Raw genomic sequence first — 20,434 nt, forward strand, 5'->3', positions numbered from 1 at the left:
ATGGCGGCTCTGCCGCCATCCAGGGTTAAGTATACTTTTGAGCGCAGGAAAGGAAACCGCTATGCAGAACCATTCCATTTTGACCAACCGGCTGAGTATGGACAGCAATATCCCCCTGTACAGCCAGTTGGTGGGCATTATTAAGCAGAGCATTTCCTCCGGTGAGCTGGGCGTGGGGGACCTGTTGCCCTCGGAGGCGGAGCTGTGCCGGGCTATGAACATCAGCCGCAACACCGTGCGACAGGCCATCGGAGAGCTGGAGGAGGAGGGACTGGTGGTGCGCAAGCGGGGCAAGGGCACCTTCGTGGCCGACCCCAATGCCCGGGCCAAATGCGTGCGCTACTCCTTCACCACGGAGATTTCCTCCATGGGTAAGATCCCCTCGTCTACCATGGTGGACTTCGGCATTGAGGTGCCGCCTCCGGAGGTGAGCCGGAAAATGCAGCTGCAGGAGGGCACCAAGGTCTACTGCTTTACCCGGGTGCGTAATGTGGACGGGGAGCCGCTGATCCTGGAAACCAGCTATTATCCCCAGTACATCTATCCCAACCTGACCCGGGAGCTGGTGCAGACCCACAGCTTTTACAGTCTCCTGTACCATGTGGGCATTACCCCCGCCGCGGCGGAGGACACCTACGAGGCGGTGGTGCTGGATGAGGTGCGGGCGAACCTGCTGGGGGTGCCCCAGGGGAGCTGCGCCTTTTACCACCAGCGCCGTACCCGCACCGAGGACGGACGCATTTATGAGTACACCTGCAGCTATATCCGGGGCGACCGGGTGACGCTGGATGTGCATATGCAGAAGAACAATATGACCTTTAATCGGACGGTCAGGTGAAAGAAAATATCCGCTTCGCACGGGAGTGCGGGGCGGATTTTTTGCAGGGGCAGGGGAATCCGCCGTTAGGCGGGAAGGCTTGGGGACGAGGGGACGGATTGCCACAGCCGGTGTGCGCACCGGCCTCGCAATGACACATTGCATGAAATGCGGTACGAGTCCGGGCGGGCGACCGCAAGGGTCGCCCCTACGGAGGGTTACAAGGAGTGCGATGTGGTGAAGAATCCCCCAGTCACGGCTTCGCCGTGCCAGCCCCCTTTAGGCAAGGGGGCCGAGAGGACGGGGGGACGGATTGCCGCAACCAGTGTGCGCACTGGCTTCGCAATGACAGGGGGTTTTGCAAGGGGTGCGGTAAGGCGGGCCGATGTGGGGAGCGAATCGAGCGCCGCCGGTGGCGGATGAAGCGAGATGAGCGAGTGGCCGCGGTCAAAATTTCAAGCGACAGCCGTAAGGCAGCGCAGAAATTTTGGGCACCGCAACAGGGTCATCGGCCCCTACGGAAGGTTACAAGGGAATACGGGGCAAATCCGGGTGGGCGGACGGGTTATTGGTGGTGCGGTGGGGAGAGGTGCAAAAAAGGCAGCGCGGAGGCGCTGCCTTTATGCTATTTAGGCCAGGAAGCCCTTGAGGATGGTTTCTTCGGCTTCTTCGGGGGTGAGGCCCAGGGTCTCCAGCTTCAGGAGCTGGTCACCGGCGATCTTGCCGATGGCGGCTTCGTGGATGAGCTGGGCGTCGGGACAGTTGGCGGTGATGGCGGGGATGGACTCGATATGGGCGTGGCCCATAATGATGGAGTCGCACTGGACATGGCCGAAGCACTGGCTATTGCCCACCATGACCGGGTGGAACACCTGCCGGGAATCGTCCTGGGCGACGGAGCGGGAAATGACACGGCCCTTGGCGTCCTCGCCGTTGAGCTCGATATGCATATCGCTCTCGGCCTCCTGGCTGCCATGGGTCAGCAGACGCTCCGTGACCACCACCTCGCTGCCCTTATCACAGTAAAAACGGGTGTCGCGCTTGGTGGAGTCGATGCCGCGAATCTGGACGGTATCCATCTGCATGGTGGAGTTTTCACCCAGGTGGACGATGGTTTGGGGGTTCATCACATTGCGGCCCGTCTCGCCGGGGGCGTCCTCGCCATAGTGCTTTTCGGAATAGCGGACCCGGCTGTTTTTACCGATATAGAAGGTATGCACGCCGTCGTGGCGGCTCTCATTGCAGCCGGAATTATGGATGCCGCAGCCGGCGACGATCTCCACATCACAGTCATCGCCTACATAGAAATCGTTATACACCAGCTCGGAAAGGCCCGTTTTGCTGATGATGACGGGGATGTGGCACTGCTCGCCCTTGGTGCCGGGCTTGATGCGGATGTCGATGCCCTGCTTGCCGTCGGTCTTGGGGGTGATCTCAATGTGCTCAGTGGACTGGCGGGCCTCGCAGCCGCTGTCCTTGCGGATATTGAAGGCGCCTACGGGCTTGCCGGTGAGGTCTGCGATCTTCTCCAGCAGCTTGGCGTCAATGTCGGTAATCATAGCTTGGCCTCCTTTTTCTCCAGTACCGGGCAGCTGCCCAGGGTGTCCGCCAGGATCAGGGGGAAAATCTCCTCCGTGGTGCCCCGGTGGGCAATGGCGCCGCCGGAGACCACGATGATCTCGTCCGCCAGCTGGATGATGCGCTCCTGGTGGGAAATGATGATCATGGTGGAGCGGCCCTCGTTATGAATTTGCTCGAAGGTCTCGGTGAGGCGGGCAAAGCTCCAAAGGTCAATGCCGGCTTCGGGCTCATCGAAGATCATAAGCTGACTGTTCCGGGCCAGAATGGTGGCGATCTCGATACGCTTGACCTCGCCGCCGGAGAGGGAGACATCTACCTCCCGGTCCAGATAGTCATTGGCGCACAGGCCTACACGGGTCAGGTACTGACAGCAGCGGTCCTTGGAGAGCTTTTCACTGCCGGCGGACAGAAGCAGCAGGTCGTGAACGGTGATGCCCTTGAAGCGGGGGGGCTGCTGGAAACCGTAGCTGATGCCCAGACGGGCGCGGTCGGTGATGGAGAGGTCCGTGATGTCCCGGCCGTTATAGAGGATTTGACCACCGGTGGGGCGGACCAGGCCCATGATGATCTTGGCCAGAGTGGTCTTGCCGCCGCCGTTGGGGCCGGTGAACACCACCAGCTTATGGTCGGGGATGGTCAGGTCAATGTGGTTGAGGATGTCTGTTTCACCCTCCGGCGTGGAGACACGATAGCAGATGTCTTTCAGCTCTAACATGAAAAAATTCCTCCTTTTGAGGTTTTCTCGGGGATACTATACCAATTTTTGCCGCAAAATGGATGTGATAATTGCAACAAAATACGAAAATCGACAAATTGGTTTCATTATTATAACAGACTGCGCAGGGAAAAGCAATGGACGCAGGGGCATTTTACCTATTTTTCCCGGAGGGAGAGGGATTTATGAGAGGAGAGGAAAGGTGTTTGGGGGACGGGGGATGCGGATGGTGCCGCACTCGGAGACGGTGACGGCGTATTTGAGCTGCTGGAGCTTTCTGGTGGGCGCTCCTTTTCTATACTTTTTATTCGTCCCAGTAGCCCACAGATTCCAGAAACGCAAGCACATCGGCCTTGTCCTCCTGCGTGGTAAAAACATAAAGCAGCATCTGCCCAATGCAGATCTTCGCCGAAAAATTCGTGGGGGTGTCAACGGCATAGACCTGATGGGAAAGGGTATTGCTCTCCGTCACCTCGCCCGTAATCGGGAGGGTCATGCCGGCATATAAGCGGCGGCAGCTGTCTGCGGAATCCATCTTGCATAGATCCAGCCGCAGGGAGCTCTCGTACACGGACACGGAGCGGCTCAGCATGGAACCGACGCCCCAGCTCTCGCGGAGATCCTCCGTGGAGTCTGCGGCGGCGTACCCGGCAGACACGGCGGCATTGCGAAACTCGTCCGGGCTTGCGATATTTGATGTGAGGAAAAATTTCACGAACAGGACAACGGCGGCGAACGCAAGTAGCCAAGCCGCAAGCCGGGGAACCCACTGCTTCGCCGGGATCTTTGCAATGGCCGATGAATCAAACCCTGTGTCTGTCTTCGAAACCGATTCATTCGGTTTCCCCGTGCGTCCCTTTTGCAGAAGCTCACGAACCAGACCGATCACTCCCGAGAGGTAAACCCCCACCGCCGCAATGGCCGTTCCCAAAACCAGAAGAACCACCAGATCACGGGTATGGGGAGAGAGGGTGGTCGTGCTCTCCTCCGGCGCCTCCGGGTCGTATTTCACGGTGATGACATCCCCCACCAAACGGGGCGATGACAGCTGTCCCGATTTGCCGGTATAGTTTTCCCCATTCACTGTATACTCGTATACGAGGGTGTAATAGGTACTGCTTCTGTTACCGCTCCCGTGGGAGCGGACAACATGGCTGGAGACATCCGTGACCGTTGCCTGCGTGGTGAGCCAGTCGTTCTGGCGGGATTGCTCTGCATAGTCCTTGATCCCGTTCACGATCAGGTAGATGCCTGCGATCATCAGCACATAGCCTATGAATCGAAAACGAGCGAAAAATGTTTTGTATTGCTTCCACATTTTTATGATCTCCTGCTCCATGCCGTCATTTATATATAAAATAAGTGTAACCGATTTCCGGAAAAATGTAAAGCATTTCGGGGCGGGCGCATACACTGTACGGAAAACGGAAAGGGGGATGCGGTATGGATACGGAACAGACCGTGGAGCAGAAAAGGGCCATTTGGCAGAGGGTGAACCCTACTTTGCAGCCTTACCCGGCGGAGGCGGACGCGGTGAATGTGTGCTGCATGGGGGTGAACGCCCGGGAGGATGTGGAGGTCATACAGGGCTTTATTGAGGAGGAGCTGGCGGACCGGCGGAGCTATCTGGCCTGCGCAGGGATGGCCCCGAATGCCGCGGCGCGGCAGGTGATGCGGCGGCTGGCGGCGGAGGAGGGGGGACACGCCCGAAAGCTCATGGGGGTATACTATCTGGTGACGGGACAGGTGTACTGCCCGGCGGTGAGCGGCGGGTGCGAGAAATGCCCGGGGTCCTGGCGAGAGCTGCTGCGGCTGCGATATCACCAGGAGAGCTGCGGGGGACTGAACTATCGCCGGGCCGGAGACGAGACTACGGACGAGTGCCTGGGGGAGATATTTTCGGAGCTTTCCAAGGACGAATACCGACACGCACGGCAGGTGCTGGGGCTTTTGGAAAAACTAATACCGATTCAATAAATAGGTCTTGCGCAATGGGGAATTTGCTGATACAATAGGGCAAAATCAATACAAGGAGGACGCCCTTTATGAAAGAGTGTATCAGCAGAGACGCGGCCTTGGCCGCACTGAAGAAGTATAACAAGGAGCCGTTTCACATTCAGCACGCCCTAACCGTAGAGGGCGCTATGCGCTGGTATGCAAACGAGCTGGGCTATGGCGAGGACGCGGATTTCTGGGCCACGGTGGGCCTGCTCCACGACATCGACTTTGAGCAGTGGCCGGAGCAGCACTGCGTGAAGGCCCCGGAGCTTTTGCAGGAGGCCGGGTGCAGCCAGGAGTTTATTCACGCCGTGTGCAGCCACGGGTATGGCATCTGCTGTGATGTGGAGCCTACAGAGGAGATGGAGAAGGTGCTTTATGCAGCCGACGAGCTGACGGGGCTTATCGGCGCGGCGGCGCTGATGCGGCCCAGCAAGAGTGTGCAGGACATGGAGCTCAAGAGCATTAAGAAAAAGTTTAAGGACAAAAAGTTCGCCGCCGGATGCTCCCGGGATGTGATCATCACCGGGGCCGAGCGCCTGGGCTGGGAGCTGGATGTGCTGATGGAGAAAACTCTGGAGGCCATGCGCTCCTGCGAGACATTTGTGGCGGAGGAGCTGGCGAAGGCTTGAGGGTTTGATAGAAGCTGAATATTTTTTATGGCAAGGTCCCTGCGGGGGCCTTGTTTTTTTGCGTTTTGGGGAGCTTGGGGACGGGGGATGCGGATTGCCACGGCCAGTGTGCGCACCGGCTTCGCAATGACAGGGAGTTATACATGGGGTGCGGTGTGCGGCGGGACACATGGGTCCCGCCCTACAGCCGAGCATTTTGTAGGGCAGGGCCCGTGTGCCCTGCCGGGGGTACAGCACAAGACCGACGGGCGGACAGAGGCGTCCGCCCCTACGGAGGGCAACAAGAAGTGCGGTGGGGCGGGCCGATGTGGGGAGCAAACTGAGCGCTGCCAGTGGCAGAAGCAGCGAAGTGAGCGAGTGGCCGCGGTCAAAATTTCCAGCGTCCGCCGTAAGGCAGCGCAGAAATTTTGGGCACCGCAACAGGGTCATCGGCCCCTACGAAAGCGTATCTTGTGGTGCGTAGGGGAGGGGCTCTGCCCCTCCCGCGGGCGACCGCAAGGGTCGCCCCTACGGAGGGGTAACAAGGGGTGCGAAAGAAGAATCCCCCAGTCACGGCTTCGTCGTGCCAGCCCCCTTTAGGCAAGGGGGCCATGGAGACGGGGGATGCGGATTGCCACAGCCAGTGTGCGCACTGGCTTCGCAATGACAGTTTTATTTTTCATGGAGGCGGTATTGAAGACGGTTTTTGCGGGGGTTGCCGGGGGAGGGGCAACGGGAAGGAAACTTTTGGCTTAATTTGGGGGAGGGTAGAGAGGTTTTTTGAAAGGAGATTTTTAAGATGCGGGAGAGAGAATGGATTCGGTGTGACCGGTGTGACGGGGAAATTTATGAGGGGTCGGAATATTACCAGATCAACGGGCAGTGTGTGTGCAGAGAGTGCCTGGAGGAGTTTGCGGGGCATTGGTTTGCGCCGTTTCGGCTCATTGCGGGGGAGGAGCTATGAACAGAAAAAGCAAGGCCTTTTGGGAGCAGGTGCGCGGGGCGTACGAGAGGGGCGAGGGCAGCTATCAGGAGCTGGCGGAGCGGTTCGGCGTGAGCAAGCGGACCATTTGCAGACACGGAAAAGACGAGGCATGGGAAAAAACGGAGCCGCTTCTGCGCCCGGAGCAGAGGGCTATGCGGGAGGTGACACAGAAGCTCCACAGCGCGGCGATGCGGGAGGTGGAGCGGCTGGAGGAGCAGGAGGCGGATGTGAAAACCATCCGGGATCTGACCGCTCTGGTGCGGGAGCTGAACCAGCTGGCTAAGTGCGACCGGGAGGACCGGACGGAGAGCCTGCGGGTGCAGTGGGGGGAGGAGACGGAGCAGTGGAGCGAGTGAATACCCTCCATATCGGGGTACCCAATGAGAAGCAGAAGCTGTTTTTGCAGTGCCGGGCCAAATACATCGCCTTCGGCGGCGCCCGGGGCGGCGGGAAAAGCTGGGCGGTGCGGACGAAAGCAAAGCTCATGGCCCTGCGCTATCCGGGCATTCGGCTGCTGCTGGTGCGGCGGACCTATCAGGAACTGGAAAACAACCACATCCGCTTTTTGCGCCGGGAGCTGGCGGGGATCGCCGAGTACAGGGCCACGGGGCGGCAGTTTGTTTTTCCCAACGGAAGTGTACTGGATTTTGGGTACTGTGCCTGTGACGGAGACCTGGACCGCTACCAGGGGGCGGAGTACGATGTGATCTTCCTGGACGAGGCCACCCAGCTGCGGGAGGAATGGATGCGGCAGTTTGCCGCGTGCCTGCGGGGCGTGAACGACTATCCCAAGCGCATTTACTACACCTGCAACCCCGGAGGGCCGGGGCATGGATACATTAAGCGGCTGTTTATTGACCGGCGGTTTCAGGCCGGGGAAAACGGGGAGGACTATGTGTTTATCCCGGCACGGGTGACGGACAACGAGGCGCTGCTGAAAAAGCAGCCGGAGTATTTGCAGCAGCTTAGGGCCCTGCCCCGGAAGCTGCGGGAGGCGTGGCTGGAGGGGAAATGGGACATCTTTCAGGGACAGTTCTTTCAGGAGTTTACGGACGATCCGGAGCATTATAAGGACCGGAGATTTACCCATGTTATTGAGCCGTTTACCATTCCCAGGGAGTGGAGGATTTACCGAAGCTATGACTTCGGGTACGCAAAGCCCTTTTCCTGCGCCTGGTGGGCGGTGGACTTTGACGGGTGCATTTACCGGATTTTGGAGCTTTACGGCTGCACGGAGAATCCCAACGAGGGGGTCCGGTGGACACCGGAGAAGCAGTTTGCAAAAATCCGGGAGATCGAGGACACCCACCCGTGGCTGAAGGGACGGAGCATCAGCGGTGTGGCGGACCCGGCCATTTGGGACAGCAGCCGGGGAGAGAGTGTATATGAAACGGCTCTGCGGCACCGGGTGTATTTTTCGCCGGGGGACAACCGGCGCATTCCGGGATGGATGCAGATGCACTACCGGATGGCCTTTGACGGGGAGGGATACCCGCAGATGTATGTATTCAGTGGGTGCAGGGCCTTTATTCGGACGATCCCGGAGCTGATGTTCTCCGACACCGAGCCGGAGGACCTGGATACACGGCAGGAGGATCATGTGGCGGACGAGTGCCGGTATTTTTGTATGGCGCGGCCCATTCGGCCCGTGCGGCAGGGAGAGGAGCTGGCGTTGGGGGATGATCCGCTGAATATGAGAAAGAGATGAGTAGGGGCGGATTGCCACGGGTGCGTTGCGTCCGTGGCAATGACATAGTTTTTTGCAAGAGGGCGGGACGGCGGGCCGATGTGGGCATCGGCCCCTACGGAATCGTATCATGGGGTGCGTAGGGGAGGGGCTCTGCCCCTCCCGCGGGCGGGGTAGAACCCCGCCCCTACGGAAGCGCAACAAGAGGTGCGGTGGGCGGGCGACCGCAAGGGTCGCCCCTACGAAAGCGTTACAAGGGGGGCAGGGGAGAGCGGAATCCCCCAGTCACGGCTTCGCCGTGCCAGCCCCTTTTAGGCAAGGGGGCCTTGAGGACGGGGGATGCGGATTGCCACAGCCGGTGTGCGCACCGGCTTCGCAATGACAGGTTACAAGAGCTGCGGAGTGTGGTCGGCGGCGGGGTGAGGGCACCCCGCCCTATGCATTTCGTGGGGGGGCGGTGCAAGGCCGGGCGGGTCGTTCGGGAGGCCGACCCCTACGGGGGGTGCAAGGGGGGCAGTGGGGCGGGCGACCGCAAGGGTCGCCCCTACGGAGGTGTGGCGGGGTGAAATTTTCTGAATTTTTGGGGTGTTGCACGGGAGAGGGCAACGGGGGAGACAACGGAGAGGGAGGGGAGGGAATAGGTGAGAACTATAAGGAGGTTTGAGTCATGGACGGTATGACTTTGCAGAAGCCTAAGATCGGCACGGAGGAGGTGCGCCGGGCGGCGCAGATCCTGAAAAAGTACAAGCAGGGGAAGGCACATCTGGAGAGCCGCATCATCGACAACGAGCAGTTCTGGAAAATGCGGCACTGGCAGCAGATGGAGAAAAACGGGCAGGGAGGCAACCCCGGAGATCCCCAGCCGGCCAGCGCATGGCTGGTGAACTGCCTCCTCTCCAAGCACGCAGACGCCATGGACTGCTACCCAGAGCCCACGGTGCTGCCCCGGGAGGAGGGCGACCGGGCGGAGGCGGCGAAGCTGACAAGAATTTTGCCGGTGGTGCTGAAGCAGAACCAGTTTAAGCGGACCTATTCCGACGCCTGGTGGTACAAGCTGAAAAGCGGGTGCGCGGCCTACGGCGTTTTCTGGGACGCAGGAAAGCTGGGCGGACTGGGGGACATCTCTATCCGCAGGATGGACCTTTTGAATTTGTTTTGGGAGCCGGGGGTCCGGGACATCCAGGACTCCGAGCATTTCTTTTCTACGGAGCTTATCAGCAATGCCCAGCTTCTGCGCAGCTACCCGCAGCTGGAGGGGAAGCTGGGAGGCGGCAGCTTCACGGTGAGCCGGTTTCTCTATGACGACACCGTGGACACCTCCGACAAGTCCCTGGTGGTGGACTGGTACTACCACACCACGGAGGGAGGCCGAAGGGTGCTGCAATACTGCAAGTTTGTGGGAGAAACGGTGCTTTACGCCACGGAAAACGACACGAAGGTACCCACGGAGGAAAGGGTGGCGGGCTTTGAGCCCGACGGCACGCCGAGAGTGGAGAATGTGCCGGTGGGGCTGCCTATGTCCCTGCGGGGGTGGTACGACCACGGGAAATACCCGTTTGTATTCGATGTGCTGTTTCCTGAGGAGGGGACACCCTGCGGGTACGGATACATTGACCTGTGCAAATCGCCCCAGAAGCAGATCGACCTGATGAACCAGGCCATTCTCAAGAACACCCTGGCGGCGGCAACGCCGAGATTTTTCGTGCGGGCCGACGGGGCGGTGAACGAAAACGAATACGCCGACTGGACAAAGCCCTTTGTACACACCAACGGAAACCTGGGCAGCGACTCCATTGCACCTATCCACACAGCGGGACTGGACAGCGTGTATGTGGCGATTTTGCAGAGTAAGATCGCCGAAATGAAGGAGACCGCAGGCAACCGGGATGTGGCCAACGGCGGCACCGCCTCCGGCGTGACGGCGGCTACGGCCATTGCGGCGCTCCAGGAGGCGGGAGGCAAGCTGTCCCGGAACATGATCGACGACGGGTACGAGGCGTTTTCCGATGTGGTGACGCTGTGCATTGAGCTGATCAGGCAGTTTTACAGCCTGCCCCGGCAGTTTCGCCTGCTGGGGGGCGAATTTGCCAGCTATGACAGCAGCGGACTGCAGCCGGTGGCCATGAGCGACGGGGTGGAGGTCTCTTACCGGGTGCCGGTGTTTGACCTGGAGATTTCCGCCCAGCAGGAAAACCCCTATAAGACTATGGAGTATAACCAGTTTGCCTTGCAGCTTTTCCAGATGGGCTTTTTCCGGGACGACATGGCCCAGCAGGCCCTGCGGTGCCTGGAGCTGATGGACTTTAAGAACAAGGACCTGGTGATGGGCATGATCCGGCGGGGGCAGACCCAGCAGAAGGAGATTGAGAGCCTGCGGACACGACTTTTGCAGACGGCGGAGGTGCTGGACCGGGCAAAGGGGACTAATCTGGCGCAGACGCTGGCCCGGGAATACGCCGGCGGTGCGGCTGCCGACGGCACCGGCGCCGGGAAGCACCGGGAGGAAAAGACCACGGCCATGGAGCGCAGCCGCCGCAGCACCCGGGAGGCGGTGCGGCCCCGATGATACGGGTGACGGCGGAGCCGGGGCGGCTGACCCTGGAGGGACACGCAGGGTATGCTCCGGCGGGACAGGACATTGTGTGCGCGGCGGTATCGGCCCTGATGCTGGCGCTGGCGGAGCGGATGCAGGAGAAAAACCTGGTGAGGGAGCTTATTATGCGGCCGGGATATATGCGCATTGCCATGCGGGGCGCGGAAAAGGAGACGGAGCTGGTGAAGTGCGGGCTCAAGCAGCTGCAGCGGCGGTTTCCCCGGTATGTGGAAGTGAAGGAAGCAGGGGGTTCATTTCTCTCGATGAGGGAGTGATGATACGGGTCGTGGCCTACCACGGGAAAGGAGAAAGCCATGGATATGGAAGAGAAGGGGACACAGGTTTGTGACCAAGCGGGCGATACGGCTCCCGACGCCGGGGAGCAGGAGGACTTCGAGGCTTTGATCCGGGGCCGGTACAAGGAGGCCTTTGACGCCAGGGTGCGGAAAATTCTGGACGGTCGGCTGCGGGGGATGCGGCAGGAGAATCAGCATCTGAAGGAGCAGCAGGAGAAAACCGACCGGGAGCGCCGTGCCGAGGCGGCGGGGCGGATCGAACGACTGCGCAGGCAGGAGGGAGAGCTGCAAAAGGTGTATCCGGACTTTTGCTGGCAGGAGGAGATGCGCCGGGAGGATTTCGGCAGACTGATCCTGGCCGGAGTGGAGCCTCGGACGGCCTACGAGACAGTGCATGGCCGGGAGCTGATGGAAAAGGCTATGCGCTATGCCGCCGGACGCACCCGCAGACAGGTGGCCGGAAGTCTGGCCAGCGGCATGGGCCGGGTGGCGGAGAACGGCGGGCGGAGCATTGCCGTGACGGCCAGTGACCCCAGGGGGCTTACCAGTGAGGACCTGGCGGACATTCGCAGGCGTGTGCTGGACGGGGAAAAGATTCGATTTTGACGGATGCGCGCAGGAGGTTTTAGGACGGGGGAGGAATCCCCCAGTCACGGCCTTGCCGTGCCAGCCCCCTTTAGGCAAGGGGGGCCAAGGGGACGGATGGTACGGATTGCCACAGCCGGTGTGCGTACTGGCTTCGCAATGACAGGTTTTTGCATGGAGTGCGGTACAAGGCCGGCGGGCGGACAGAGGCGTCCGCCCCTACGGAGGGTAACAAGAAACCTTGTGGAGCGGGGCGTCGGGGACGCCGCCCCCTACGAATGGGACGGGGGTACGGATTGCCACAGCCAGTGTGCGCACTGGCTTCGCAATGACACGGTTTTTGCAAGGAGTGCAATGGGCGGGCGACCGCAAGGGTCGCCCCTACGGAAGCGTTGCAAGGAGCGCGGTGGGGCGGGAGACTGCGAGGGTCGCCCCTGCGGAAGCGTAACATGGAGTGCGTGGAGGCGGGACGATGTGGGGAGCGAGCTGAGCGCTGCCAGTGGCAGAGGAAGCGAGGTGAGCGAGTGGCCGCGGTCAAAATTTCCAGCGTCCGCCGTAAGGCAGCGTAGAAATTTTGGGCACCGCAACAGGGTCATCGTCCCCTACGGAGAGCAGAGAGCTTATTATTTTGATTTTTAGAAAGGAAAGATGTGTATGGAGTTGAATTATCAGATGTTTGCAGATGCAAATACCCAGACTACCGGCGGTCTGTCCGCCGAGATGAAAACCTATTACGGCATGGAGCTGCTGGAGAATGCCAAGCCCCAGCTGGTGCACAATCAGTTTGCCGCCACCAAGCCTCTGCCTGTGGGCGGCGGCAAGACGGTGGAGTGGCGCAAGTTCGGTGCCTTTGACAAGGCACTGACGCCGCTGACCGAGGGCGTGACCCCCGACGGCAGCGGAATCTCGGTCAGCTACATCACCAAGGAGCTGGCCCAGTACGGCGACTACACCACGGTGTCCGATATGCTGGACCTGACGGCCATTGACGATGTGGTGCTGGAGATCACCGACCGCCACGGCAACAACATGGGCCTGACCCTGGACACCGTGACCCGCAACGAAATTCAGCAGGGCAACCAGGTCATCTATGCCCCTGTACTGGGTGAGGGCGGCCAGCAGACTGCGGTGACCAGCCGTGTGGCCCTGACCCCGGCCTGCAAGATGACCAGCGAGCTGGTGGCCAAGGCCGCTACCCAGCTGAAGAAGATGAACGCGCCTACCTTTGACGGCAAGTATGTGTGCATCATTCACCCCTCCGTGGCCTTTGACCTGCGTCAGGACGAGGCGTGGATCGCCGCCCACCAGTATGCCGCCGCTACGGAGCTGTTTTCCGGCGAAATCGGCGAGCTGCACGGGGTGCGCTTTGTGGAGACCACGGAGGCAAAAATTTTCTGCGGCGCTGACCTGGCCAAAAACAGCCGCAATCTGGCGGTGAACGGCGCGGTGACGAATAGCGCCACCGTGGGCTTTGACGGCGGCACGGTGGACTCCGGCAGCCTGGCAGGCCGCTATGTGCTGATCGGCGGCAAGCGCTATAAGGTGCTCAGCAACACCGGCAGCGCTATGACCCTGGCGGAGGCCATTACCGCCGCGGATAACGCCGTGATCTATCCCGGTGAGGGCGGCGCAGAGGGCTGCGCTGTATACGGCTGCCTGTTCGTAGGTAAGGGCGCTTACGGCGTGGTGGATCTCAGCGAGGGAACGGAGGTCATTGTGAAGCCGCGGGGCTCCTCCGGCACCGCCGACCCCCTGGACCAGCGCTCCAGCGTGGGCTGGAAGGGCATTCATGCTGCGGCCATCCTGTACGACGAGTACATGGTGCGCGTGGAGTGCGGCTCTTCTTACTCCGGTGAGGATAAGGCCAACTGAGTGACTTGCGGGGGGCGGGGTGAGGGCACCCCGCCCTACGGAGGGATGAGAGTTGGCACGGCGGGCGGACAGGGTCGTCCGCCCCTACGGAGGGTTGCAAGAAGTGCGGTAGGGCGGGCCGATGTAGGCATCGGCCCCTACGGGTGGGGCACAAGGGGAGTGGTGGGGTGGAAATGTGATGAAAGGGGATTTTTATGAAAGAAGATATGAAGAAGGTCTTTCTGCCCAGGGGCAGGAAGAACGAGGAAAATTTTGTGATCGTGTCGGTGAACGGGCGCAGCTACAAAATTATGAAGGGCGTTGAGGTGGAGGTGCCGGAATGCGTTGCGGAGGTGCTGGAGAACAGCCGCATGATGGCCGAGGCCGCCCGGCGCTATGTGGATGCGGTGGCCAACTGAGAAGGAGGAGACTATGGGTGCATTGACGGCGGGACAGGTGTTGGCGCAGGTGGACGGTCTGCTGCCCAATGCCTACACCCGGGAGGAGAAGCTGCGGTGGCTCGCCCAGGCGGAGGCCGGCCTTATACGGGAGGTTTGGCAGCCGACAGGGGAGGCACCGACCGTTTTCCCGGAGCTGCGTGAGGACACCGTTTTGAAGGCGGAGACACCGTATGAGGAGCTTTACAGCCTGTATGTGCAGGGGCAGATACACTATGCCAACGGCGACATGGCCCGGTGCAGCAACGCCATGAGCCTGTGGAACCAGGGGGTGGCGACCATGCAGGCAGAGCGGCTGCGCCGGGGCGGCATGGGCCGGGAGGCCCGACACCTGCGGCTGTGCTGAAAGGAGGAGCAGGATGTTTTTTCCGATGCTGAAGGGCACGAGGCTGCAGCGGGTGACGGAGACGAAGCTGCCGGGACTGGATCGACGGGAGAGCGCGGCGACGCCGGGGTTTCGGGAGATGGAAAACCTCTGCTCGGAGGGCTACCCCGCCCTGCGGACACGGCCCGGCCGGGGCTTGGTAGAAACCCTGAAAAAGCCCAACGGGCTCCTGGCCAAGGACGCGCTGCTGTGGGTGGACGGGAAACACCTTTACATGAACGGGCTGGAGGTGGGGCCGGAGCTTACGGACGGAGAGAAGAGCCTGGTGTCCATGGGGGCGTATGTGGTGGTGTTTCCCGACAAGGTGTATGTGAACACCCAGGATGTGACGGACTGCGGCAGCCTGGAGTGCGAGAGAACGGCCCCGGCGGGCAGCGGGCTGGCCCTGTGTGACGAGACGGGGACGGCGTACAGCGGCGTTACGGAGTCGGCCGGGGCGCCGGAGGAGCCTCGGGAGGGGGCGCTGTGGCTGGATCTGTCCGGGACGGAGCCGGTGCTGCGGCAGTACAGCCGAGAGGTGTGGACAGCCCTGGAGGGCGTATGCGTGAAGGTGCAGGCTACGGGCATCGGCACGGGCTTTGCCGCCGGGGACGGCGTGGAGGTATCCGGCTGCAGCGTGGCCCGGCTCAACGGCGAGACGGTCCTGCAGGCGGCGGACACGGACTGGGTGGCCTTTCCCGGTACGGTGGCGGGGGGCGCTGTGACGGAGACGGCCATGAAGCTGCGGCGATTTGTGCCGGAGATGGACTATGTGGTCCAGAGCGGCAACCGACTCTGGGGCTGCAAGTACGGCATGGTGGACGGGAAGCCTGTGAATGAAATATACGCCAGCAAGCTGGGCGACTGCAAGAACTGGCGGTGCTTTGCGGGGCTGGCTACGGACAGCTACGCCGCTGCCCGAGGGTCCGACGGCGTGTTCACCGGGGCGGTGAGCTACCTGGGAAACCCTATTTTCTTTAAGGAGCGGTGCATGGAGCGGGTGTATGCCTCCGGCAGCGGGGCTCATCAGATCGTGACCACGGAGTGCAGCGGCGTGCAAAAGGGCAGCGCAAGGAGCCTGCAGGTGGTGGGCGGCGTGCTTTACTACCTCTCCGGCGACGGGGTACAGGCCTTTGACGGGAGCCTGCCTGTGTGCGTTTCCCAGGCCCTGGGGGCAGAGCGCTATCACGGCGGTGTGGCCGGGTGCTGGCAGGAGAAATACTACCTTTCCGCTTTGGACCGGGAGGAAAAACCGTCGCTGCTGGTGTATGACAGCGCCCGGCAGCTCTGGCACCGAGAGGATGCGCTGCGGGCGGTGGACTTTGCGGGCAAGGGCACGGAGCTTTATGCGCTGGGGGCAGACGGGAAGCTCTGGAGCCTTCACGGACAGAGCGGCCAGGCAGAGGAAACTTTTTCCTGGCAGGTGGAGACCGGGGAGATGGGAATGCAGTCCCCGGAGCGCAAGAGACTGACGCAGCTATTTCTCTATCTGCGACCGGAAAAGGGACAGGCGGTGACGGCCTGGGTCAGCTATGACCAGGGAGAGACCTGGATACGCCAGGGGCAGATCGTGGGCAGCGGCGGCATCCGGGAGCAGGCTATTGCCATTCGGCCCCGCCAGTGCCGCAGGCTGCGGCTGCGGCTGACAGGCAGCGGACAGTGTACCCTGTATGCCCTGACGGCCCTATATGAGAAGGGAAGTGACGGCCTGTGAGCGTAATGGCTATGCCGGGAGCGCCTACGGGCACTTTGCAGCAGCAGATACGCCAGCAGAATACCTATCTTTTTCAGCTGGCCCAGGCCCTGAACCGGGCGCTGGAGCAGCTGGAGGTGGGACAGATCGCCCGGCAGCAGCCGACGCAGAAGATGGGCGGCCGGGAGGAGAAAGCCGCCACGGCGGTGGGGCTGAAGAGCCTGATCGTGAAAACGGCGGAGACGGTGTCCCGGCAGATAGAGCAGATGAAGTCGGAGCTGCGGGGGGAATATGTGGCGGTGTCGGACTTCGGGACCTATCTGGAAAAGACCAGCCAGGAAATTGAGGAGGACCCCACCAAGATCACCCGGTATTTTAAGTTTGCAGCGGACATCCAGGCGGATGTGAACAAGGTGGACGCGGACTTTTCCGCCTACAAGACCGATGTGCAGGGGTATATCCGCCAGGGCATCGTGGACTATGACGGGGTGACGCCCATCATCGGCATTGCCATCGGCCAGGACATCCGCACCACCCAGACCGGGGTGGAGACGGAGCAGGGGGTCTTTGATGTTATCGACAAGCGGAGCAATATGTCCGTGTGGACTACGGAGAAGCTGTCGTTTTACATCGGCGGCCAGGAGGCGGCCTACTTCTCCAACGGTAAGCTGACGGTGGCCCAGATCGCCACAAATCGCATCACCGGCGCAGGCGGGTGGGATGTGAGCTTCACCGGGGGCGTGAAATTCAAGTGGATCGGAGGGTGAGAGCATGGGCGAGACCATCAAGACGGATGTGAAATACAAGTCCTATTTCTGGGTGAAATGGGAGGTGCAGGAGCAGGACACGGCGTCGAACAAGTCCACCATCGCCTGGTCCTGCGGCCTGAGCCCCGGGGAGCAGTACTACACCAATGCCATACGAATGTCGGCGGTGACGATAGGCGGCGTGGAGGTTTATGCCGGAGGCACCTATTCCGATATTACGGACTACAAGGACCGCACCTTCGGCTCCGGCACCCTGGAGGTGGAGCATGACGGGGACGGCAGCAAGACCCTGGTGGTGGGGGCCTTCTCCGGGTGGCTGTACGGTAACGGGGACTACAACGCCTCCAGCCGAAGCTTCGCCCTGCCCACCATCCCCCGGGCTACCACGCCCGGTATCGGCGGCGTGACCATGGGGGAGACGGCGCACATTAGCCTGCCCAGAGCGTCCGGTGGCTTTACGCATACCCTGCGCTATGTGTTCGGCGGGGCGGCGGAGACCATTGCCACAGGGGTGGCCACGGGCTATGACTGGCTTGTGCCGGAGAGCCTGGCGGCCCAGATTCCCAATGCGGCCAGCGGCAAGGGCACGCTGACCTGCGAGACCTACAGCGGCAGCACCTGCATCGGGACGAAATCGGTGACCTTTACGGCCTCGGTGCCCGGGAGCATGAAGCCGACGGTTTTGAGCGGCTGGGCGGCGGTGAGCTATGACAACAGCGGCACGGCGGCGGAGAATATGGCCGCCTGGGTGCAGGGGTATTCCAAGGCCAAGGCTACCTTTGACGGCAGTAAGGTCACCTGCCGGCAGGGGGCCGGGGTCAGTAAGTTTTCCATTACCTACCTGGGAAAGACCACGGCGGGGAATCCTTGCCGGACGGAGACTATTTCCACCACCGGCGCCACGGTGCGCTGCACGGTGACGGACAGCCGGGGGCTGACGGCCTGGGAGGATTTCAGCATTTCACTGCTGGAGTACGCCCCGCCTGCCCTGGTGGGGGCGGACCTGTTTCGCTCGGACGGAGAGGGCGTGGCGGCAGACGGCGGGGCGCACATTGCCGGGGTGGCCCGGGCCCGGTACTCTGAATTGGGGGGCCTAAACAGCGTGACGCTGAAGGGCTACTGGAAGAGCGTGGGCGGCGGCTACGGCGCGGGGGAGACCCTGACGGTGGGGGCCGTGGGCCTGGTGACGGGGGATGTGGAAATTTCCGCAGACCGCAGCTATATAGCCCTGCTGGTGCTGACGGACAGCCTGGGAAACAGCGCCCGCTATGAGGAGAACATCCCCACGGAGAAGGTGGCCTTCCACCTGAAGGAGGGCGGCAAGGGCGCGGCCTTCGGCAAGGCGGCGGAGACGGAGGGCCTGCTGGAGCTGGCGGAGGACTGGCATCTGAAGCTGACCGGGGCCACGGATCTGAATGCGGCGGCGGAGAAGATCGCCGTGCTGGACCCGGGAGGCGTGGTACGCTACCGGACGAAAGCGGAGCTGCTGGGAGACCTGGCGGCGGACTACATCGTAGAGCAGGGCGTAAGCGGCATATGGACTTACCGGAAATGGGCCGGCGGTATTTTGGAATACTGGGGGAAGGAGCAGGGCTTCACCCTGGAGGATGGATGGCACAGAAGCCCGGCGGCGCCGCTTGCTGTTGTCAATGCCGAAAATTCTACCGTGACGGTGACGAGCTGGTACGGCACGGATGATAACCGGGCGGCGCGGCCTAATATTATTACCTGCGGCGGGCTGTACGAAGACGGCAGCGTATCCGTATATGACAGAAATCCGGATGGGACCCCGGGGACGGGCCCTCGGGCCTACTATTACCATGTGAACGCAAGGTGGAAATGAAAGAGAGGGCGACTATGGCAACAAAGCTTTGGAGAGGGAACACAGGCAGTTCGGTGCTGGATCTGCAGCAGAAGCTGAACCGGAACGGCTACAGCCTGGATGAGGACGGCGTATTCGGCAGCAGCACCTATAACGCGGTGCTGGACTACCAGCGCAAGAACAACCTGGCCGTGGACGGCGTGGTGGGGGATGAGACCTGGGGGAGCCTGAACAGGACCACTGTGCCCAGCCGTCCTACCACGGGGAAGGATGTGCTGACGGGGGTGTCGGACGAGACCTACGACAAGCTGCACCGACTGGAGGAGGGATTCAAGCCCTCGGAGGCTGTGGAGGCGGCCCGGGAGGTGCAAAACAGTCTGGAATCGGTACGGCCGGGGGAATACCGGTCGTCCTTTGAGGAGGAGCTGGCACGGCTGTATGAGCAGATCAGCGGAGGCAAGGATTTTTCCTATGATGCCGGGCAGGACGCACAGTATTTGAACTATGCCCATCTCTACGCCCGGCGGGGACGAGAGACGATGGAGGACACCCTGGGTACGGCCTCGGGACTCACCGGGGGCTACGCCTCCAGCTATGCCCAGACAGCGTCACAGCAGGCCTACGGGCGCTATATGCAGGAGCTGGCGGAGCTGATGCCGGAGCTGGAGCAGAGCGCCCGGCAGCAATATGAGGCATCCCGGCAGAGACTGACGGACCAATACGACTGGCTGAGCCAGCGGGAGCAGGCGGACTACAAGCGCTACCTGCAGGAGCAGGAGGCTTGGCAGGCGGACTACGACCGGGCGGGCAAGGAGGCGGAAACGCTGCGGCAGGCGGAGTACAACGACTACAAGCTGCGCCTGCAGCACTACACCAGCATGGCAAACGCCGAGCAGAAGGCCTCCGGCGGTGTCCGGGCCAACACCGGGGCGGCGGCTGCGGAGGAGAAGAAGGCCAGTCTCAGCTCGGCTGCGGCCCAGAGCCTGCACAGGGCGATGAGCAACTATTTTAAGGGCGGCGAGACAGCCCGGGCGGCGGCGCTGGCACAGCAGTACAGGGACCGCATGACACCGGCCCAGAAGCAGAGGGTGAGAAAGCTCTTTGCCGACAACGGGGCACAGATCGACCTGTGAGGGGGTCGGGATAAAATAGAAAACGCACCTGCCCATGGGGCGGGTGCGTTTTTTGGCGGAAAGATGGGGCGGATGAAAATTGCCGCCCTTTAGGCAAGGGGGCCTTGGGGACGGGGGGTACGGATTGCCACAGCCAGTGTGCGCACTGGCTTCGCAATGACACATTACAAGGAGTGCGGTACGGCGGGCCGATGTGGGCATCGGCCCCTACGGAGGGGTTACAAGGGGTGCGGTGCGTTGTCGGCGGGCGGACAGAGGCGTCCGCCCCTACGGAAGCGAAACAAGAGGTGCAATAGGTGGGCGACCGCAAGGGTCGCCCCTACGAAAGCGTTACAAGAGGCACGGTGCGAAGAGGAATCCTCCAGTCACGGCTTCGCCGTGCCAGCCCCCTTTAGGCAAGGGGGCCTTGGGGACGGGGGGCACGGATGTTCCTGTTGCGGTGCCCAAAATTTCCACGCTGCCTTACGGCGGACGCTGG

19 protein-coding genes are annotated in these 20,434 nt (G+C 61.6%); 16 read left to right on the plus strand and 3 right to left on the minus strand.

The window, feature by feature from the left end; genetic code table 11:
* Positions 1 to 61 precede the first annotated feature (61 nt).
* Complete coding sequence (locus tag KI236_RS10955) at positions 62 to 838, plus strand: GntR family transcriptional regulator (RefSeq protein WP_212821824.1); 777 nt, start codon at positions 62 to 64, stop codon at positions 836 to 838.
* Positions 839 to 1,446: 608 nt separating this feature from the next.
* Here KI236_RS10955 and KI236_RS10960 read toward each other — a convergent pair.
* The 3 genes from KI236_RS10960 to KI236_RS10970 all read right to left on the minus strand — a co-directional run bounded on the left by KI236_RS10960 (position 1,447) and on the right by KI236_RS10970 (position 4,431).
* Entirely contained in the window at positions 1,447 to 2,376 is a 930-nt protein-coding gene (locus tag KI236_RS10960) for a SufB/SufD family protein (protein ID WP_337490809.1), read from the minus strand.
* A complete protein-coding gene (locus tag KI236_RS10965) occupies positions 2,373 to 3,113 on the minus strand; it encodes an ABC transporter ATP-binding protein (RefSeq protein ID WP_212821826.1) in 741 nt (246 codons plus the stop codon). Before KI236_RS10965 ends, KI236_RS10960 begins: the two co-directional genes overlap by 4 nt.
* Before the next feature lie 304 nt (positions 3,114 to 3,417).
* Positions 3,418 to 4,431, minus strand: a complete 1,014-nt coding sequence (locus KI236_RS10970; protein ID WP_212821828.1) for a DUF3592 domain-containing protein — start codon at positions 4,429 to 4,431, stop codon at positions 3,418 to 3,420.
* A 125-nt stretch (positions 4,432 to 4,556) separates the two neighbouring features.
* Between KI236_RS10970 and KI236_RS10975 the strand changes: the two genes are divergently transcribed.
* The 15 genes from KI236_RS10975 to KI236_RS11045 all read left to right on the plus strand — a co-directional run bounded on the left by KI236_RS10975 (position 4,557) and on the right by KI236_RS11045 (position 19,956).
* Positions 4,557 to 5,090, plus strand: a complete 534-nt coding sequence (locus tag KI236_RS10975) for a ferritin-like domain-containing protein (RefSeq protein ID WP_212821830.1) — start codon at positions 4,557 to 4,559, stop codon at positions 5,088 to 5,090.
* A 68-nt stretch (positions 5,091 to 5,158) separates the two neighbouring features.
* A complete protein-coding gene (locus tag KI236_RS10980; protein ID WP_212821833.1) occupies positions 5,159 to 5,743 on the plus strand; it encodes a hydrolase in 585 nt (194 codons plus the stop codon).
* 778 nt (positions 5,744 to 6,521) lie between these two features.
* Positions 6,522 to 6,686: a hypothetical protein gene (locus tag KI236_RS10985; protein WP_212821835.1), complete on the plus strand. Its 165-nt coding sequence runs from the start codon at positions 6,522 to 6,524 to the stop codon at positions 6,684 to 6,686.
* Complete coding sequence (locus KI236_RS10990) at positions 6,683 to 7,063, plus strand: hypothetical protein (protein ID WP_212821836.1); 381 nt, start codon at positions 6,683 to 6,685, stop codon at positions 7,061 to 7,063. Before KI236_RS10985 ends, KI236_RS10990 begins: the two co-directional genes overlap by 4 nt.
* Positions 7,051 to 8,415, plus strand: a complete 1,365-nt coding sequence (locus KI236_RS10995; RefSeq protein WP_212821837.1) for a phage terminase large subunit — start codon at positions 7,051 to 7,053, stop codon at positions 8,413 to 8,415. Before KI236_RS10990 ends, KI236_RS10995 begins: the two co-directional genes overlap by 13 nt.
* 646 nt (positions 8,416 to 9,061) lie before the next feature.
* Positions 9,062 to 10,960 carry a portal protein gene (locus KI236_RS11000; protein ID WP_212821838.1) on the plus strand — a complete coding sequence of 633 codons (1,899 nt, stop codon included), beginning with the start codon at positions 9,062 to 9,064 and terminating at the stop codon, positions 10,958 to 10,960.
* Entirely contained in the window at positions 10,957 to 11,262 is a 306-nt protein-coding gene (locus KI236_RS11005; protein WP_212821845.1) for a ribosomal-processing cysteine protease Prp, read from the plus strand. The genes KI236_RS11000 and KI236_RS11005 overlap by 4 nt, the downstream gene beginning before the upstream one ends.
* Before the next feature lie 39 nt (positions 11,263 to 11,301).
* Positions 11,302 to 11,889 carry a hypothetical protein gene (locus KI236_RS11010; RefSeq protein ID WP_212821848.1) on the plus strand — a complete coding sequence of 196 codons (588 nt, stop codon included), beginning with the start codon at positions 11,302 to 11,304 and terminating at the stop codon, positions 11,887 to 11,889.
* A 633-nt stretch (positions 11,890 to 12,522) separates the two neighbouring features.
* Positions 12,523 to 13,740, plus strand: coding sequence for a N4-gp56 family major capsid protein (locus KI236_RS11015; protein WP_212821849.1), 1,218 nt, complete (start codon positions 12,523 to 12,525; stop codon positions 13,738 to 13,740).
* Between the two features lie 194 nt (positions 13,741 to 13,934).
* On the plus strand, positions 13,935 to 14,138 hold the full coding sequence (locus KI236_RS11020; protein ID WP_212821851.1) for a hypothetical protein: 204 nt from the start codon (positions 13,935 to 13,937) through the stop codon (positions 14,136 to 14,138).
* 13 nt (positions 14,139 to 14,151) lie between these two features.
* Entirely contained in the window at positions 14,152 to 14,523 is a 372-nt protein-coding gene (locus tag KI236_RS11025; protein ID WP_212821852.1) for a hypothetical protein, read from the plus strand.
* Between the two features lie 13 nt (positions 14,524 to 14,536).
* Positions 14,537 to 16,255 (plus strand): hypothetical protein, encoded by a 1,719-nt coding sequence (locus KI236_RS11030; RefSeq protein ID WP_212821853.1) that lies wholly within the window; start codon positions 14,537 to 14,539, stop codon positions 16,253 to 16,255.
* Positions 16,252 to 17,001, plus strand: a complete 750-nt coding sequence (locus tag KI236_RS11035; RefSeq protein WP_212821854.1) for a hypothetical protein — start codon at positions 16,252 to 16,254, stop codon at positions 16,999 to 17,001. The genes KI236_RS11030 and KI236_RS11035 overlap by 4 nt, the downstream gene beginning before the upstream one ends.
* Before the next feature lie 4 nt (positions 17,002 to 17,005).
* Entirely contained in the window at positions 17,006 to 18,844 is a 1,839-nt protein-coding gene (locus KI236_RS11040; RefSeq protein ID WP_212821855.1) for a DUF859 family phage minor structural protein, read from the plus strand.
* 14 nt (positions 18,845 to 18,858) lie between these two features.
* Positions 18,859 to 19,956 carry a peptidoglycan-binding domain-containing protein gene (locus tag KI236_RS11045; protein ID WP_212821856.1) on the plus strand — a complete coding sequence of 366 codons (1,098 nt, stop codon included), beginning with the start codon at positions 18,859 to 18,861 and terminating at the stop codon, positions 19,954 to 19,956.
* Positions 19,957 to 20,434: the final 478 nt, after the last annotated feature.

Source organism: Vescimonas fastidiosa (assembly GCF_018326305.1).
In the GTDB taxonomy this organism is placed as follows: Bacteria; Bacillota; Clostridia; order Oscillospirales; family Oscillospiraceae; genus Vescimonas; species Vescimonas fastidiosa.

Coding starts and splice junctions, on each gene's coding strand:
- KI236_RS10955 (WP_212821824.1), top strand. CDS start 62: ATGCAGAACCATTCCATTTTGACCAACCGGCTGAGTATGGACAGCAAT.
- KI236_RS10960 (WP_337490809.1), bottom strand. CDS start 2,376: ATGATTACCGACATTGACGCCAAGCTGCTGGAGAAGATCGCAGACCTC.
- KI236_RS10965 (WP_212821826.1), bottom strand. CDS start 3,113: ATGTTAGAGCTGAAAGACATCTGCTATCGTGTCTCCACGCCGGAGGGT.
- KI236_RS10970 (WP_212821828.1), bottom strand. CDS start 4,431: ATGTGGAAGCAATACAAAACATTTTTCGCTCGTTTTCGATTCATAGGC.
- KI236_RS10975 (WP_212821830.1), top strand. CDS start 4,557: ATGGATACGGAACAGACCGTGGAGCAGAAAAGGGCCATTTGGCAGAGG.
- KI236_RS10980 (WP_212821833.1), top strand. CDS start 5,159: ATGAAAGAGTGTATCAGCAGAGACGCGGCCTTGGCCGCACTGAAGAAG.
- KI236_RS10985 (WP_212821835.1), top strand. CDS start 6,522: ATGCGGGAGAGAGAATGGATTCGGTGTGACCGGTGTGACGGGGAAATT.
- KI236_RS10990 (WP_212821836.1), top strand. CDS start 6,683: ATGAACAGAAAAAGCAAGGCCTTTTGGGAGCAGGTGCGCGGGGCGTAC.
- KI236_RS11000 (WP_212821838.1), top strand. CDS start 9,062: ATGGACGGTATGACTTTGCAGAAGCCTAAGATCGGCACGGAGGAGGTG.
- KI236_RS11005 (WP_212821845.1), top strand. CDS start 10,957: ATGATACGGGTGACGGCGGAGCCGGGGCGGCTGACCCTGGAGGGACAC.
- KI236_RS11010 (WP_212821848.1), top strand. CDS start 11,302: ATGGATATGGAAGAGAAGGGGACACAGGTTTGTGACCAAGCGGGCGAT.
- KI236_RS11015 (WP_212821849.1), top strand. CDS start 12,523: ATGGAGTTGAATTATCAGATGTTTGCAGATGCAAATACCCAGACTACC.
- KI236_RS11020 (WP_212821851.1), top strand. CDS start 13,935: ATGAAAGAAGATATGAAGAAGGTCTTTCTGCCCAGGGGCAGGAAGAAC.
- KI236_RS11025 (WP_212821852.1), top strand. CDS start 14,152: ATGGGTGCATTGACGGCGGGACAGGTGTTGGCGCAGGTGGACGGTCTG.
- KI236_RS11030 (WP_212821853.1), top strand. CDS start 14,537: ATGTTTTTTCCGATGCTGAAGGGCACGAGGCTGCAGCGGGTGACGGAG.
- KI236_RS11040 (WP_212821855.1), top strand. CDS start 17,006: ATGGGCGAGACCATCAAGACGGATGTGAAATACAAGTCCTATTTCTGG.
- KI236_RS11045 (WP_212821856.1), top strand. CDS start 18,859: ATGGCAACAAAGCTTTGGAGAGGGAACACAGGCAGTTCGGTGCTGGAT.